9 protein-coding genes are annotated in these 17,038 nt (G+C 53.3%); 2 read left to right on the forward strand and 7 right to left on the reverse strand.

All coding sequences use genetic code 11. The features are described 5' to 3' along the window. Nucleotides 1-10 precede the first annotated feature (10 nt). Nucleotides 11-5,020: a translocation/assembly module TamB domain-containing protein gene (locus FH871_RS19665; RefSeq protein WP_229317407.1), complete on the forward strand. Its 5,010-nt coding sequence runs from the start codon at nucleotides 11-13 to the stop codon at nucleotides 5,018-5,020. Continuing rightward, entirely contained in the window at nucleotides 5,017-7,332 is a 2,316-nt protein-coding gene (locus FH871_RS19670; protein WP_138993086.1) for a BamA/TamA family outer membrane protein, read from the forward strand. Before FH871_RS19665 ends, FH871_RS19670 begins: the two co-directional genes overlap by 4 nt. Before the next feature lie 16 nt (nucleotides 7,333-7,348). Here the strand turns inward: FH871_RS19670 and FH871_RS19675 are convergent, their stop codons facing one another. The 7 genes from FH871_RS19675 to FH871_RS19705 form a co-directional block, all read right to left on the reverse strand. Beyond that, nucleotides 7,349-7,846, reverse strand: coding sequence for a hypothetical protein (locus tag FH871_RS19675; RefSeq protein WP_138993087.1), 498 nt, complete (start codon nucleotides 7,844-7,846; stop codon nucleotides 7,349-7,351). A gap of 111 nt (nucleotides 7,847-7,957) precedes the next feature. Continuing rightward, the gene (locus FH871_RS19680; protein WP_138993088.1) at nucleotides 7,958-11,071 is read right to left on the reverse strand and encodes an efflux RND transporter permease subunit; all 3,114 of its coding nucleotides are present in this window, start codon (nucleotides 11,069-11,071) and stop codon (nucleotides 7,958-7,960) included. Nucleotides 11,072-11,074: 3 nt separating this feature from the next. Next, nucleotides 11,075-12,118, reverse strand: a complete 1,044-nt coding sequence (locus FH871_RS19685; RefSeq protein WP_229317416.1) for an efflux RND transporter periplasmic adaptor subunit — start codon at nucleotides 12,116-12,118, stop codon at nucleotides 11,075-11,077. Nucleotides 12,119-12,164: 46 nt separating this feature from the next. Further along, complete coding sequence (locus FH871_RS19690; protein WP_138993090.1) at nucleotides 12,165-13,415, reverse strand: TolC family protein; 1,251 nt, start codon at nucleotides 13,413-13,415, stop codon at nucleotides 12,165-12,167. A gap of 192 nt (nucleotides 13,416-13,607) precedes the next feature. Continuing rightward, a complete protein-coding gene (locus FH871_RS19695) occupies nucleotides 13,608-14,018 on the reverse strand; it encodes a hypothetical protein (RefSeq protein WP_138993091.1) in 411 nt (136 codons plus the stop codon). 169 nt (nucleotides 14,019-14,187) lie between these two features. Beyond that, a complete protein-coding gene (locus FH871_RS19700; protein WP_138993092.1) occupies nucleotides 14,188-15,714 on the reverse strand; it encodes an RtcB family protein in 1,527 nt (508 codons plus the stop codon). Between the two features lie 71 nt (nucleotides 15,715-15,785). Continuing rightward, on the reverse strand, nucleotides 15,786-16,895 hold the full coding sequence (locus FH871_RS19705) for a slipin family protein (protein WP_138993093.1): 1,110 nt from the start codon (nucleotides 16,893-16,895) through the stop codon (nucleotides 15,786-15,788). Nucleotides 16,896-17,038 lie beyond the last annotated feature (143 nt).

The following is a 17,038-nucleotide window of genomic DNA, read 5'->3' on the forward strand; positions in this document are numbered from 1 at the left end:
TTCAAGGAATGTGAAAAAATTTCTGACGTTTTTTTCTCTTGCCATACTGGCACTGATTTTTCTGGTAATCGGGTTCCTCGTTGTAATCGGTACGACAACCTGGGGCCAGGAGTTTGTGACGCGTCAGGTCAACAACTACCTGGCCGGAAAAATCAAAAGCCCTTTTCGAATTGGCCGGATTACCTACGAAATTCCGGATTACGTTGCGTTGGAAGATGTGTTGTTTATTACTCCCCAAGGTGATACCCTTCTGGCGGGCCAGAAACTTCGGGTCGATCTCGACATGATGGGCCTGCTAAAAAACCGGATTGCGCTCAACCAGATCGAACTGGAGAAGGTTAACGTGAACCTGAACCGCACACTGCCCGATACGGCTTTCAATTTTCAATACATCATCGACGCCTTCGACACCGGCGGACCACCCCAGCCGGTCGACACCACGGCGGCCCCGCTGGACATCAGTTTGTCCGGTATTACGCTGAAAGACGTTCGGATTCGCTACAAGGATGATGTGGTGGGCGCGGAGGTCGGCGCTTATGTCGATACGCTGCGGGCGAATTTTGACAAAACAAACGTAGACAAATCCCAATACCATCTTCGTGATGTCAGCATAGACGGTTTGGTGGCCACTACACGGCTTTATCCGGCAATTCCTACCCCGGAAACGCCTGACACATCAGCACCGGGTGATACGATGGACCTCAAATTGGGCAATTGGAAACTGACCCGGGTGCGGTGGGATGTTAAAGTGGAAGAGGCTGATTTCCAGACCAAAGGTTCGGTCGGGCGGCTGGCGATGAACGCCGATTATCTGTATCTGGACGGGCAGCGCATCGGCATCAAATCCCTGGAGCTTGAAAATTCGGATATTTCTGCCATCCTGACCAAACCTACCGGAAAAACGACTCCGCCCACGTCGACAACGGCAACCACTGCCGACGATTCGGGCGGCTGGCGGGCCAGCATCGGGCGGGTGGCACTGGCTAAAAACCGCATCCGGTTCGACGATCAAAACCAGCCTAAACAGAAAACCGGTCTGGATTATGGCCACCTCGATTTGCAGGATTTATCGCTGACGGCGCAGACGCTGCAATACAGCCCGCAGGTCATTTCCGGGAAGTTTCGCGGGGGCCGTTTCCGGGATCAAAGCGGATTTGCGCTCCAGCGACTCGATGCTGACGTGGTTTACAGCGATACGCTGACGTCGATCAACCGGCTTCTGGTTCAAACGCCCCAGACACTCATCAGGGATCAACTCATTCTGCGGTATGATTCCATCGGGCAACTCAGCCGTCCGCAGGAAGCCGGGCGTGTAGGGATTCGGGTCAATCTGAAACAAAGTCGGCTGGCGGTGGCGGATATTTTGCAACTGGCGCCTTTTCTGGCGACCACCGCGCCCTTTGCCGGAAACCGTCAGGCGGTTATTCGGGTCAACACCTTGATGCGGGGAACGCTGGCCAATCTGAGCATTCCGACGTTTGAACTCGATATGTTGTCGGGAACCCGCCTGCGGGCCAGCGGCCGACTGCGCAACGTGACCGATGTCAACCGGATGGCGATGGACATCAATTTGACCGAAGGCTCAACGCAGCTTCGCGATATTCAGCAGTTGGTACCGAAAGGAACGTTGCCGGATTCGTTCAATATTCCGCCGAAGCTTCGGTTAACGGGCCGGTTTCAGGGCGAACTCAATAATTTGAACATCAACTCCGCGCTGCAAACCGATTGGGGTAATGTCGATTTCGACGGAAACGTGCGGGGGTTTGTGGCCGGGAAAAATCAGGCTTACAAGGGCACCCTGGCCCTGGCGAATTTTGAAGCCGGTCGCTGGCTGGATCAGCAGGCAATGCTCGGCAGCATTACGGCCGATGCGACCGTCGATGGGCAGGGAATCGACGTCAAAACCATGCGAACCACGTTCCGGCTCAATGTCCGGCAGGCCCAACTGAACGGGTATAATTACCAGAATTTTGCGGCTGAAGGCGAACTGGACAAGGGTATCCTGACGGCCAAAAGCACGCTGGATGATCCGAACGCCAAGCTGGCTCTGAATTCAGTGGTCGGTTTGCTGGAAGAATATCCCAGCGTGAAAGGCGGTTTGGTGATTGAAAAGCTGGACGTGACGGCACTGAAGTTTTACAAAGATCCGCTCAGCGTCGAAGGCCGGATGCGGTTTGATTTTGCGTCCACCGATCCGGTCAATCCGGTGGGCATACTGACGGCCCGGGAAACGGTTGTGCGTTTCAATGGCAAAACCTATCCGCTGGATTCGTTCTACGTCAAAGCGGCACCGGAAGGCGTTCGGAAAATTGTGGAAGCCAAACTTCCCTTCGCGACTCTGAAGCTCGACGGTCAGTTTGACTACACCCGCCTGTACGATATTGTCGTGGGGGAATTCAGCAAATACATCAAACTACCCGACCTGACCTACAAGCCGGTGAATCCGCCTTATGGTTTTAATATCGATATGACGGTCAACCAGCACCCGTTGCTGACGGCTTTCGTGCCCGCATTGACCAAAATGGACCCCGTTACCCTGAAAGCATACATTGACAATACGAAAGACACCACCCTGTCGGCTTTGCTGAAAACCGGCACAATCGAGTACGACACCATGCGGTTTCAAACCGTAACGATGGGACTTCAGGCGGTCAATGACCGTTTGCTGATCCAGAGCCAGGTCAATGCGGTTCACACGGCTCAGGTCGATCTGAACGTGACCCGATTTAACGGGGAAGCCATCAAAAACCGCCTGCACTTCGATATTATTTCGGAAGATTCGACGGGCCGGGCCTGGTATGCACTGTCAGGAAATCTGGGCGTTGCCGACCGCGCCTATCAGTTCCGGTTCAATCCGGACGGGATGATGACCAACTACCAGCGCTGGACGAGCGACACGACGGGTTATATTCAATACAGCGAGGACGGTATTCTAGCTGATAAATTTCTGCTCCAAACCGGTTCCCAGAAAATTCTGGTCAACAGCATCGTTCCGCAACCCAATGCGCCCCTGGAGGTGAAAGTGGAGAACATCGATCTGACGAACATGGCGAAACTGGCCAATCAGGACACCACGCTGGCGGGTGGTTTGCTGAATGGCGACGTCATCCTGCGGAATGTGATGACCAATCTGTCGTTTACCGGGAATGTAACCGTCGATAGCCTGAAGGTGATGGCAAAACCGCTGGGAAATCTGACCGCCAGTTTTGAAAACACGACGGATCAGCGGATTTCGACCGACATTGCCCTGACGGGTTCGGGAAATAGGGCGCGGGTAACGGGATTTTACAAGGCGTCGGACCCGGCGAATGCCCTGGATTTCAAAATCAACCTGGAACAGTTGAGCGCACAGACGATCGAAGCGTTCAGCTTTGGTCAGTTGCGGCAGACGTCGGGCCGCTTGCGCGGGCAGGTCGATGTGTCCGGTTCGACAGACCAGCCCCGGATGAACGGTTCGATGTCGTTCGATTCACTGGCTTTCAACGTAGCGTATCTGAATGCTACGTATAAAATCGATAAGGAAACCATTCGTTTCAACGAGAAGGTGATCACGTTCCAGGATTTTAGCGTTCGGGACGCGTTGAACCGCAGCCTGACGACCAACGGGACCATAACGCTCCGGAAACTGCCGGATGTGGCCTATAACCTGCGCATCAATGCCACGAAATTTCAGGTGTTAAACGCGACCCGGAAGGACAACGATCTGGCATACGGAAACGCGGCCATCAGCGCCGACCTCACCGTTCGCGGGAGCGGCACCAGCCCCACCATCGGCGGCTCGATCAAGCTGGAGGATGACAGCAAGGTGACGATGGTGCTGCCTGATCAGACGGCGTCGGCAAACGAAGCCCGCGAGATTGTTACCTTTATCGATCACAATGACACCCTGGCGTTGCGGAAATACCTGGTGGTGGCCCGGCCCGACACGGCCCTGCGCAGCCGGGCGTTCAAGGAGTTGAGCAACGCCCAGATCGATCTGAGCCTGGAAGCCAACGAAACCTCCGAAATAACCGTCATTGTCGATGAACTGAACGGCGACAACCTGCGCATCAAAGGGAATGCCCGGCTGAACGTCGGCGTGAGCCAGAGCGGGGCGATTTCGTTGCTCGGTCGGTATGATGTAACCGAAGGAGAATATTCGTTGACGTATCAGGTCCTCAAACGCAAATTCTCCATTCAGAAAGGAAGTTACATCACCTGGACCGGCGACCCGCTCCGGGCTGAACTTGACATTACGGCGGTTTATCAGACCACGGCGGTCCCTTCAAACCTGATTGCCAACGAAACCAGCGAGCAACTTCGGACGGCTTCCAAACAGAAAATACCGTTCAATGTCCTGCTGAAAATGAAAGGCCGTCTGGCGGCCCCCGACATCAGTTTCGACATTGTGATGCCGGAGGAAGATTTTCTGGCTTCCCGCACGGTGATTGACGCGGTCAATTCCAAGCTGACGCAATTGCGGAACGATCCGTCGCAGTTGAACAAGCAGGTTTTCGGGCTAATGGTATTGGGGAGTTTTATTGCCGAAACATCTTCCAGTTCATCCGGTGGCGGCATCAATACCGAAGAAATCGCCCGGAACAGCGTTAGCAAGATTCTTTCGGATCAGTTGGAGCGGTTTGCTTCCAGTCTGCTGAAAGGCTTCGATGTCGATTTCAACCTGCTTTCGTCGAGCCAGTCGGCGGCTGCTAATAACCAGGTGGGTTCCCGGACGGATCTGAATGTGGGCGTTTCCCGCAGTTTTCTGCAAGGCCGTCTGACGGTTTCGGTGGGTCGGAATTTTGTGCTGGAAAACAATACTGGAATTAACCGGAATCCGAACGAGGTGTTTGATAACCTGTCGCTGAACTACAACATTACCCGCGATGGCCGCTACATGATGCGGGGGTATCGCAAGAGTGATTACCAGGCGGTTTTGGAAGGGTATGTGATTGAAACCGGTATTGGCTTTGTCATCACCGTCGATTACAACCTGCTGAGTGAAATCTTTAAAAAACCGGAGGAAAAAGTGAATCAATGAGAAATGGTCTAGCATACATATCGTTTTTTCTGATTCTGACGGGTTGCCACGTCGCCAGGCATATTCCGCCCGGCGAGAAACTCTACGTCGATACGGAAATCAAGGTTCAGGTGGATTCGACCGTTTCCAAAACCGAAAAAGAGCAGATTGAAACGGCGCTGGCTGAAATGGCACGTCCGGCACCCAACAAGCGGTTGTTCGGCTATCCGTATAAGGTCGGCTTGTATTACGTGATGGGCGAACCCAAAAAAGAGAAGGGATTCCGGGCGTGGTTTCGACGTAAACTTGGTGAACCGCCGGTTTTTGCGAGTGCCAATGCGCTATCGTCCAACTCCGCCAACTGGATGTCTTTCCTGGAAAATGAAGGCTATTTCCGATCGACGGTTTCGGGTAGTTTGAAAGAGGAAGGTTATCAGGCCACGGGGGTTTATCAGGTGCAGGTGCAGCCACGCTATCACATCGACTCGGTCGCATTCCTGATGGATTCGACGTCATTGCGGAAACCGATGGTGGAAGTCAGAAAACGCAGTTTGCTCCGGAAAGACAATCCATACCGGTTTGAGTTGATCAAGCTGGAACGCGAACGGATTACGCAGGCTTTGCAGCGTCAGGGTTTTTTCTACTTTCAGCCCGACTACCTCGCGGTTTTGGCCGACAGCGCTTTGGGAAAACACCGCACCCGTCTCTATCTGGCCATTAAGCCCGAAACGCCCCCGGCGGCTTTGCTACCGTACTCTGTGCGGGATATTTACGTGTATCCCAACTACAGCCTGTCTTCGGACACTCCCCAAAAGGATACGTCAGAAACGCAGGCTGTCAAATTTGGAAAACTGAATATTGTCGATCCCGATGAAATCTATAATCCGAAGTTATTTCGGGATATTATCGCCTTACAGCCGGGACGACGCTACAACAGCCGGGCGCAGGATCAAACGTTGTCGCGGTTCATCAATGTAGGTTCGTTCAAATTTGTCCGCAACCGGTTTGAACCGGATCAGCAGGGCGACTCGGCAGTGCTGGACGTACATTATTACCTGACACCTTATCCCAAGAAATCGGCCCGTCTGGAGATTGCCGGCACCAGCCGCTCCAATAACCTGGTGGGCTCCCAGCTTTCGCTGAACTGGCGGAACCGGAACGTATTTGGCCGGTCTGATTTATTCACCATCAGTGCCAGTGCCGGGATTGAATTTCAGGTGGGCGCGCGCGGACAGGGCGTTGCCAATTACCGATACGGTATTCAGAACAGCCTGACGTTTCCCCGCTTGGTTACGCCAATTCCCATTAAATATTACCAGCGTGGGCAGGCTTTGCCCCAGACGATTGTTTCGTTGGGGTACGATTTGATCGTTCGGGGAGAATTGTATCACTTGAATTCCTTTCTGGCGACGTTTGGCTATTCGTGGCGGAGCAGTCCGCGAACCGAGCATATTTTTCAGCCCATCAGCGTTAACTACGTGCTGCCTTCCAACTTTACCGAAAAATTCTTTGCACTGGAAGACGACCCCAGCACCCGGCAACAGTATATCAATATTTTGCGTTCCGAACAGCTCATTCTGAGCACACTGTATACCTACAATCTGAGCTCATCGCCCCGGACCAATTCAGCCTATACGTATCGGTTGAGTGTGAATGTCGAACCCGCCGGTAATCTGGCCTCGTGGCTGACCCGCAAAACGAATGAAGAGGGACGGGAAGCTATTTTTAACGTTCCGTATTCACAATTTTTCCGGATGGATGTCGACAGTCGGCATTTTTTCAAAGTATCGAAAAACATGACCTGGGCCAACCGGTTTTTCGGTGGGTTTGGTGTGCCCTACGGTAATTCGGATGAGCTACCTTTTGTGAAACAATACTTTGTGGGGGGAGCCAACAGTTTGCGGGCCTTCCGTCCCCGGGCGGTTGGCCCCGGGATTTTCACCCGAAACCTGGATGGTACGGTACAGCTTCAGGACGGTGGGGGTGACATCAAACTGGAATTCAATACTGAACTTCGCCCCAAATTCAATAAATACCTCCAGGGGGCTTTGTTTTTGGACGTTGGTAACGTCTGGATGTATTCCGACAATACGTTCTATGGAACCGGAACGCAGTTCAAACCTGATTTTTACAAACAACTGGCTGTCGGCACGGGAGTGGGTCTCCGGGTGGATGTGTCATATTTTGTCGTCCGGTTTGACCTGGCGTTTCCGTTGCGCAAACCCTGGTTGCCGGAAGGGCAGCAGTGGGTTGCCGACGAAATTGCTCCCGGCAACCGAGCCTGGCGCCGGGAGAATTTGATCCTGAATGTTGCCGTTGGGTATCCGTTTTAACCCTGGCGTTCATTTGTCAGAGTTCTGTTGTGGAATGAAAGGTTCCATCGCTGTTGAACAGAACCCGCCAAATCCGAGCATTCGTTGCATCCAGCAGGATGACCCGCAAGGACTTGTTCGCTTCGTCGTTGGCGTCCGTCAAAACCGTGTGGATGCTGCTTCCGGGAAAGGTTTCGCTCAGATGCGTGCGGGTTGTTGCCGACAATGAGTCCGGACTGAGCAGCGCGCCCTGTTCAACTACGAGTCCGCTCGTTTGGAGGAGAGCGACTTTCGCAGTGGCTCCTTCCGTGAAACGGGCCTCCCAAATTCGATCCTGAAGACGATTCCAAGTCACCGACTGGGCGCTGGGAAACGCCGTTTTGAAGCCACTGTAAGCCCCCAGTGATACCCCCGAACGAGCAGCCTCATTAATTAAGTCGGCACCGGCTTTGTCCTGGCAATTGAAACTGATGGTAGCTAGAGCCAGGAGGCTGAAAAGGATTTTTAACCGGGAAATGAATGAATTGCATTTCATGTTTCGAAGTGTTTAAGTGAAAAAACTAACGGATTGCTTATGATTCGCTTGCTGCCCCAAACTTCTTCGAGGGGCAGCAAGCGAAAGTCATGTAGTGAAGGGCCGACCTGATTATTCGTCCAGATCCTGGAGCCGGTGAACCCGGTGACGGTAGAAAAACCGGTAGATGATGGGAAAAACCAGCAGCGTCAAAACGGTGGCGGTTATCAACCCGCCGATGACGACAATCGCCAGCGGTTTCTGGGTTTCCGATCCAATTCCGGTGGAAAGTGCGGCTGGCAGCAGCCCGATGGCTGCCATCAGTGCCGTCATAACGACGGGGCGTATGCGCGACTGAACCCCGTCCCGAATGGCCTCGTCCAGCGACATTCGGGCCAGTAGATTTTTGTTGAAGACCGAGATCAGAATCACCCCATTTTGCACGCAGATTCCAAAAAGAGCGATGAAGCCAACCCCCGCCGAAATGCCGAAATTCATGCTCGTCGCGTGGAGCGCCAGAATACCGCCAATCAGGGCAAACGGAACATTGAGCAACACCAGACCCGCATCTTTGGTGTTGCCGAAGGTGATGAATAAGATCACGAAAATGGCCGCCAGACTGATCGGAACAACCTGCGCCAGCCGCTCGGTGGCCCGCACCTGGTTTTCAAATTCCCCAACCCATTCCATCGAGTAGTCTTTGCCGGGGTTGATGGCCGCATTGACTTTTTTCTGGGCTTCGGCAATCGTGCTGCCCAAATCACGCCCTCGCACCGAAAACTTGACGCCGATAAATCGCTGATTGATATCGCGATAGATAAAGGCCGGACCGGTTTGCTTCTTGAGCGAAGCGATTTCCCGCAGCGGAATCAGACCGCCTTTCAGGGTCGGCACCATCAGACTCATGATGTCTTCTTCGCTCTGGCGGTATTCGTCCTGATACCGGACCCGAATGTCGAACCGGCGTTCACCTTCGTACAGAACCGATGCGGTTTTTCCACCAATCGCCATCTCGATCACCGCCTGCGCATCCGCCGTGGTAACGCCGTACAACGCCATTTTGTGGTCGTGAAACAACACGCTGATCTCCGGTTGGCCGACGTTTCGGATCACGCCCAGATCCCGGACGCCTTCAACATCTTTCATGGCGTTCAGAACCTGATCGGCGTATTTTTCCAGCTTGTAAATATCCGGCCCGAAGATTTTTACGCCGTTGCTGGCTTTGTAACCAGCGACGGCTTCGGCCACGTTGTCGATAATGGGCTGCGAATAATTGTAGACAATGCCCGGATAATTCCGCAGTTTTCGGTCCATTTCATCGGTCAGTTCTTCCACCGACAGCTTGCGTTTCCAGTTGTCTTTGGGGGCCAGATCGACCTGAAACTGGCAGAAGTAAAAACCGTTCGGATCGGTACCGTCGTTGGACCGACCCACCTGCGAAAGCACCTGATTGACTTCCGGAAACGTCTTCAGATCGCGACGGATCTGCCCGGCCATCTCCACGCTTTCGGGCAGCGACAGACTCATGGGCAACTCGGCCGTAACCCACAGTGCGCCCTCGTTCAGTTGCGGCAAAAACTCTGTTCCGAGAAACCGGGCGGAGAAAAAGGTGCCGCCCATCAGCAGCAAAGCGACCACGATGCTAAACTTCTTACGAACGTAGCACCAGCCAAAACCCGCCATGACGATGCGGTTGAAGAAATTGACGATGGGGTTGTTCTTTTCGCGGACGTTCTTCTTCAGCAAAATGGAACACAAAACCGGCACCAGCGTCAGCGTAAACAGCAACGCACCCAACAAAGCAAAACCGAGCGTCCAGGCCAGCGGTGAGAACATTTTGCCCTCGACTTTCTGGAAAGCGAAAATGGGCAGCAGGGCCGTGATGATGATGAGTTTGGAGAAGAAAACGGCCTTGCCCAGTTCGCCACCGGTTTTTTTGATGAGCCCTAATTTGGCCAGTTTGTTGAATCGGGCCATGCCGACTTTGTGCGCCTGATGATCGAGGGTGACAAAAATTCCCTCGACCATCACCACGGCCCCGTCGATGATGATCCCGAAATCGACCGCTCCCATCGAGAGTAGATTGGCGGACATTCCCCTCAATTTCAGACACATAAACGCAAACAGCAACGCCAGCGGAATGATGATCGAAACGATGAGCGTGGTTCGCCAGTCGGCCATGAACAGAAAAACCATCACCGTCACCAGCACGATGCCTTCGGTCAGGTTGTGCAGAACCGTGTGCGTGCAGAACTCGATCAGGTTGTCGCGGTCGTAAAACGTCACCAGCTTGACGTCCGGTGGCAAGACCCGTGTATTCAACTGCTCGATTTTGGCCTTCACGCGCCCCAGCACTTCACTGGGATTTTCGCCCTTCCGCATCACCACGATGCCTTGCACGACGTCGTCATCGGCATCCAATCCTACCTGGCCTACGCGTGGCAACTGCGATTCGGCCACCTCCGCGACGTTTTTGACCAAAACCGGGTTGCCGTTCAGTTCCTCGATAATGATGTTGCCGATGTCCTGAATGGACGTTAACAGGCCAATGCCGCGAACCACATACGCCTGGCCGCTTTTTTCGATGACATCGCCCCCGACGTTGATGTTACTGCGGGTAACGGCCTGGTACACTTCCAATGGTGTCAGATCGTATTTGGCCAGTTGCGTCGGGTTGACGCGCAGTTCGTAGATTTTCTGCCGACCACCAAACGCCACGACATCGGCCACGCCCGGAACACTCCGCAACTGCCGGTCGATCACCCAGTTGTGAACCGTCAGCAGTTCGCGGCTATCCCGTTTGTCGCTTTTCAGTGTGAAGCGGTAAATTTCACCCGTTGGGCCATAAGGCGGCTGCACATCCGGCTCGACGCCCTCGGGCAATGCGATGTTACGGAGTTGATTGTTAACCTGTTGTCGGGCGAAGAAGTCTTCGACCTCATCTTCAAAAATGATTTTGATGACCGACAACCCAAACATCGTGACGGAGCGGACGTTGGTTTTTTTCTGCACCGAATTCATGGCTACTTCGATGGGAACGGTCACGAAACGTTCGATTTCTTCAGCGCTCCGGCCGTTCCATTCGGTCACCACAATAATCTGCGTATTGGTGACATCGGGGAACGCTTCCAGGGGCGTGTTGAGGTAACTGAACACCCCGGCGATGACCAGACCGGCGGTCATGAAAAAGATAAAAAACCGGTTTTTTAGCGAAAAACCGACTATATTCCGAATGAACTGGTTCATGAGTTAGTTGTTCAGGGCGTTGTAAATCAGGATCTGATTCTTGGAAACCACGGTTTCGCCGGGCTTCAGACCCGCGTCGAGGTAGGTGATGGCCCGTAGCGTTTTATGGACAGACACCTCCCGGACCTCCATATCGCTCCGGTTGCGATAGACGACGACGTAATTTTTCGAGCGGTCGAAAATAACCGCATCGGTCGGCACGGTTGCCAGTTGCTGGCCCGTCTCCAGCGTCAGCCGGATGGTCGCGTGCATCTGCGGTTTCAGCTTGTAATCCGGATTGGCCAGCCGAATCCGCACGCTCATGGCTTTGGTGTTGGCATCGAGTACGCTGTAGATTTTATCCACTTTGCCCCGAAAAACCGCATCGGGATAACTCAGCGTTTCGATCTGGGCCGCCATCCCGGTTTTGACCCGGCCAATGTCGCTTTCATTGACGTTCGCCATCACCCAGACGTCCTTGATGTCGCCAATGGTGAAGAGATTGTCTGCGTTATCGGCCCGGAGTTGCAGGCCGGGATTGACGTTTTTCTCGATGATGAACCCGGAAATGGGGGCTTTTACCGTGTAGTTACTGGTTTTACCCAGGCCATAAATCTGGAAGACTTCCTGCAGCCGGGCCAGTTCGGCTTCGGCCTGGCTGACTTCGTTTTGTGCCTGAACCACATCACGCTGGGCGTTCAATTTGCTTTCGTTCAGGTCCTGAGCAATGCGCAGGTTTTTCTGGGCGACCAGCAATCCCGACTGGGCCTGGATCATCTGCCGTTCCAGATCGGCCACTTCGCCGGATCGGATCAGCGCCAGCGTTTGCCCTTTCCGAACGTAATCGCCCAATTCAACCGGCACGGTTTCCACGTTGCCACCCACCAGCGGAAACACCTTGATGACCTTGTTTTCGTCGGCCACAACGCGGCCCACCAGCGTCAATTCGTTTCGAACGGGCTGGTTTACAACCGAGTCAAGCCGAATGCGTTTCAGCATCGTATCCGATAGCATGAAGGCTTTCGTTTCTTCGGCAACCGGTGGCGTATCGCAACTGAATAGTCCCATCCCTGCCGCCAGCAGCAAGGTGATGATGATGATTTTGTTCATTTGATTAGTTTGACAGGTTGGTACCCATGATGTAGTTAAATTCCTCGTAAGCCGCCATACGATCGGTTTTCAGGCGGTTTAGATCCCGGATGTTTTCCGTATAGGCTTCGAAGAGATCGACAAATTCGAGGAGGGGGATATTTCGCTTCATGAAATTGGCGAGCACGCCCTTGTTCAGCTCTTCGAATTGTTCCGCAAAACGACCTTCAACCGACCGGATCATCTGATCGGCGTTGCGGATTTTTTGCCAAACCGCCGTCACCTCGTTTTCCACCTGAATCGTCTTCTGCTGTTGCAGTTGTTGCTGGTATCCGATCTGGCTTTTGGCCGCCCGAATGGCGCCCTGGTTGCGGTTGAACAGCGGCAGATCCATCGAGACCGACAACCCGGTGTAATTCTGGATGTAATTGGACGACTGGTCGTAGACGCCACCGACACGCACATCCGGTCTGGCCAGCGCTTTTTGCAGATTGTAGTTGAGCTGGGCCTGCCGGGTTAGCGATTCGCTGATGCGAACATCCGGGCGGTTTTGGAGAGCCAGCGTCCGGAGTGAATCCAACGGGAGTTCCGGCATCTGAAACCGTGCCAGAGCGGCCTCATCGGCCAGCGCCTGGATGGGTTGATTCGTTGAAAGCAGGGTTTGCAAAAACTGCTGTTGATCCAGGAGTTGGGATCGTATTTCGGTACGGTCTTTCGAAAGCTGAAAGAGCAGGGACTTGAGCCGCAGGAGTTCCAGCAGCGAAACGTTGTTACGCTGGTACTGCTCCTCAAACGCATTGACCGTATTTTGCAAAATCGCAAGCTGCTGGTCATATTGCCGCAGGGTGTTCTGCTGGAAGTACATTTCGTAGAACCGGGTATGCAACTCGAAACGGAGTGCCCGGAGCAGATCGCGAAATCCCAGCTCAGTCAGGTGCGCCGACTCCTGCGCCAGGGCAATCCGTTTGTTGCGTTTGCCGACGGTGTAGAGCAGTTGCTCGATGGCGACGAATTTTTGCCCCTGCCTACCAACGTCCAGTGCCCGGCGCCGTTCGGGGTTGTAGGCATTGATTTCTGCCGTAATCGTAGGATTGTCGAACAAACCCGCCTGGATTACCTCGGCCTGAGCGGCTTCAATCTGGTAACGCCCGGCCAGTGCGAGCAGATTTCTCCCAACGAACAGGCTATCAGCCTGCCGGAGATGGACGGACAACGTGTCTTGGGCCCGGGCCACCCCGCTCAAAAGCAGGACCGCCAGGGTCACATAGTTGATCATGATCTGAAGTTATCGTAAGAAAAGAATGGCAGGGCCGCGCAGTTGCAGGACCGGCGAAATGCACAGCGACCGATTACGAACAACCGACGCAGCAAGACAGCGGATGAAGACAACCGGCGGATGCGAAAAACAGAAGAAACAAACGGGCAACGGACTACAGGAAACCGGTCATTTCTTCACACAAAAGGGGAATTAGGCCTGTTGGGGCGGGGGAGAATCGATCTCAGGAGAGTGAGACGAATAGAAGGAAGCCGTGAAGAAATACTTCCTGGGAATCAGTAAGGAAAAACTAATGGGTATTTTCTGTAGCGGGACCATCACCGTGGGAGCAGTCCAGTCATAAACCGTCTTGACGAGTTTAACGGCAATCGGGTGATCTGGATCGTCCCGTTCAGGAACGGCATTGGGAATGGCCAGAACTTTTTCAAGCAGAACCTCGCCAATACTTTCCATTTTGTTGACCGATAGATCTTCTGCACCCATATTCTGACTGGTAGATAGGGTGAGATGATCCGGGGCATCGATGCTGAAGTTGAGGACATTGATGGCCATCAACAGACAGAAAAGCCGGTGCAGAAAAGGAAGCCGACGCAGGTTTTTCATGTAATCTATGCGGCAAAGATACGGTAAATTGCCGAATATTAACCCATTGTCCTCAAAATGGCGCTGGTAAAGGGTAATGAAAAGGTTATAAAATAGCTAATCGCCGGGAAAGGTAGACAATAGGGAGTAGATCAACGAGGGTCAGTTTTTTCCTGACCCTCGTCAGTGTTTATTCCTCCCGGCCTTCCTTGCGGTTGGCGTCGGCCATCCGGACGATTTTTGGTGTAAATTTGGCCAGAACTTCTACCAGATCACGTTGGGCCTCGATAACGGTTTCGATGTTTTTGTATACCATCGGCGCTTCGTCCAGATCGCCACCGATCAGTTGGATATCGGCTTCTTTCAACGCCTTGTTCCATTGGGAGCGCGTCAGGGTATTGAAGGCCTGCGTTCGTGACATCAACCGTCCCGCTCCGTGCGAGGCCGAATTCAGCGAATCTGCATGACCCCTTCCGCGAACCACAAAACCGGGTTGGGTCATCGATCCCGGAATGATGCCCAGCACATTGGCCCCGGCGGGTGTTGCTCCTTTCCGGTGCACAATGACGTCACGACCGTCGGCGAGTTGTTCTTTCCACGCAAAATTGTGGTGGTTTTCGACCATCGTCAGCGGTTTTTCACCCAGTGCCTTCGCCAGTTTGCGGTGAATTTCGTGGTGATTGGCGGAAGCATACGCACCGGCCAGATTCATCGCAATCCAGTATTCCTGCCCTTCCTCCGTGTTCAGGTCCAGCCAGGCCAGATGCGCTGCCTGCTTCGGCAACCGGGTTTTCTGCATCGCCAGTTTGGAATAGTAATTGGCGACGTTTCCGCCAAAACCGCGTGAGCCGGAATGGGAAAGCAAGGCCAGGTATTCGCCCGGTGGCAGGTTCAGTTGGTCATCCGGTTCATAGACCTCCACGACGCCCCATTCTACAAAGTGATTTCCGGTGCCGGAGCTTCCCAATTGCCGGTATGCCTTGTCTTTCAGATCGCGGATCACCTTGGTGGCCTGCCATTCCGGCAAATCCATAACGGTTTCGTCGATTTTGTCGCGGGTTTCGCCCCCCATTCCGAATTTGGTTTTTTCTACCAGCGCTTTTTGCAGGAGATCGGGTTGGCGTTTCAGGAAAGACTTAGGCAGATCGAAGACCGACAGACACATCCGGCAGGCAATGTCGACACCCACCGCAAAGGGAATAACGGTATTGGCTTCCGTCGCCAGAACGCCCCCGATCGGCAGTCCGTAGCCCTGGTGCGCATCCGGCATCAATGCTCCGGCTATGGAAATGGGCAGACTGGCGGCTGTTTCCATTTGTTTCAAAGCGCCTTCCTCAATGTGCTCGCGACCAAAAACTGCATACGGCAACGAATCGGTACGCAGGTCGAAGATGTGATCCGCCTGTTTTTCGCTGGTATTCAGCACGTAAGGAACGGGTTCGGATGGTAGATAGGTAATACCGGTTTCACTCAGCGGAATAGCAATGCCCCGTTTGTTTAATTCGTAAACTGCCTGGGCCAGATTGGTAACTTTGTTTTTGGAATAGGCAAATTTCTTGGGGTTCCGGAGCATCTGCGCCAGCAAACCCATCACTTTTTCTTTGGAGTAATCAGCGCGTTGCATCAATCCGTTGGCCACACGCAGAAAAGGGGTATGCAGTGATTCCGGGATGGGTCCCAGTATCAAAATATCTTCAAGTAAAACGGAAGTTTCCATGATCTTTCTGTTTACCCAACCTTCCTGAAAGTGTTGATCTATCTTTCAGGAAGGTCGGGAATTTTACAAAATTAGCGGTTTCGCCGACGGACCAGAATTTCCTTCAACTGATCGACCATCAGGCCGTTGTTAGAGACGGAAATCGAACCGATTTTGTCCGCGATTTTTTCGACATACTCCATCTCTTTCAATTTCCAGAGCATCTCGTTGTCTTCCATCAGTCTGGCGGTGTTCAACAGGCTGCGGGTCGATGCGGTTTCTTCCCGGCGCATGATGCTGTTGGCCTGTGCTTTCTTTTCAGCCATCAGTACCTGGTTCATGATGTCGCGCATATCGCCCGGCAAAATGATGTCACGTACCCCGCCACCCCGCAGTTCAACGCCCAACTGAGTGGCCGTGACCGCCGTTGCCTGGAGGATATACGGTGCGACTTCGCCTTTTCTGTCTAACAACTCATCGAGTGTAAAACCGCCAATGTATTCGCGCAACGCCAGTTGAACCGATACATACAACTGTTTCTCGTAGTCCTTGTTGTCGACCAGTGCTTTAACCACATCCTGAACGACATATTGGACGAAAAAACTCAACCGCAGCGACGCTTTGTCTTTTGTCAGAATTTCCTGCCCCGCAATTTCGACTTGTTGCTGGCGTGTATCGACCTTCGCCACATGAACGGGGATGTTGTTTTTCCACCAGTGATATGTTCCCGCAGTCAAGATCCGATCGAATTTCCAGTCGATGAACAGAACCCCTTTTTCGTAGGCTTCAAGCGTGTAGGTGCGCACAAACGCCGAAAGTGGCTGAGGCATCAGCGAAATCAGGTCGATGTTGGCCGGAATGTCGAGCTGGCTTAAATTAGCCTTGATGTATATATACTGTTTAATGCCTTTCCAATACGCCCAGCGGCCTTTTTGCAAAATGGTCTGGAAACGGCCGCTCTCAAATTGCAGGGCAATCTCGTTATCGTCCACCTCAACGAGGTCGAGCCGATCGGCAATCTCCGGATAAGACAGCAATACCGTCAGGTCGCAGGGCGGGTTCTGCAGCAAGGCACCCTGTTCATAGACGTAGACGGTTTCGCCCGGCCAAACCCAGTGGCTGCCTTCCGAAAGCATTTTCCTGTATCCGCCGTGTTTGAACACCAACCCGATCTGGCGGGCCAGGATACGTACAGTTTTCATAATTGTATGGACTAAGTAAATGGTTGCTTGTGTCAAACCCGTTCGGAGCTACCCATTTAGCCGAAGCGGAAGCCCGATTGAGCGTGTTCTGGTACGAAGCTTCCGAGAAAAATTCAGATAACTTAACGCTCCGGCAGTCGGAC

Origin of the sequence: Larkinella sp. C7 (assembly GCF_006149005.1) — a bacterium.
GTDB lineage: Bacteria > Bacteroidota > Bacteroidia > Cytophagales > Spirosomataceae > Larkinella.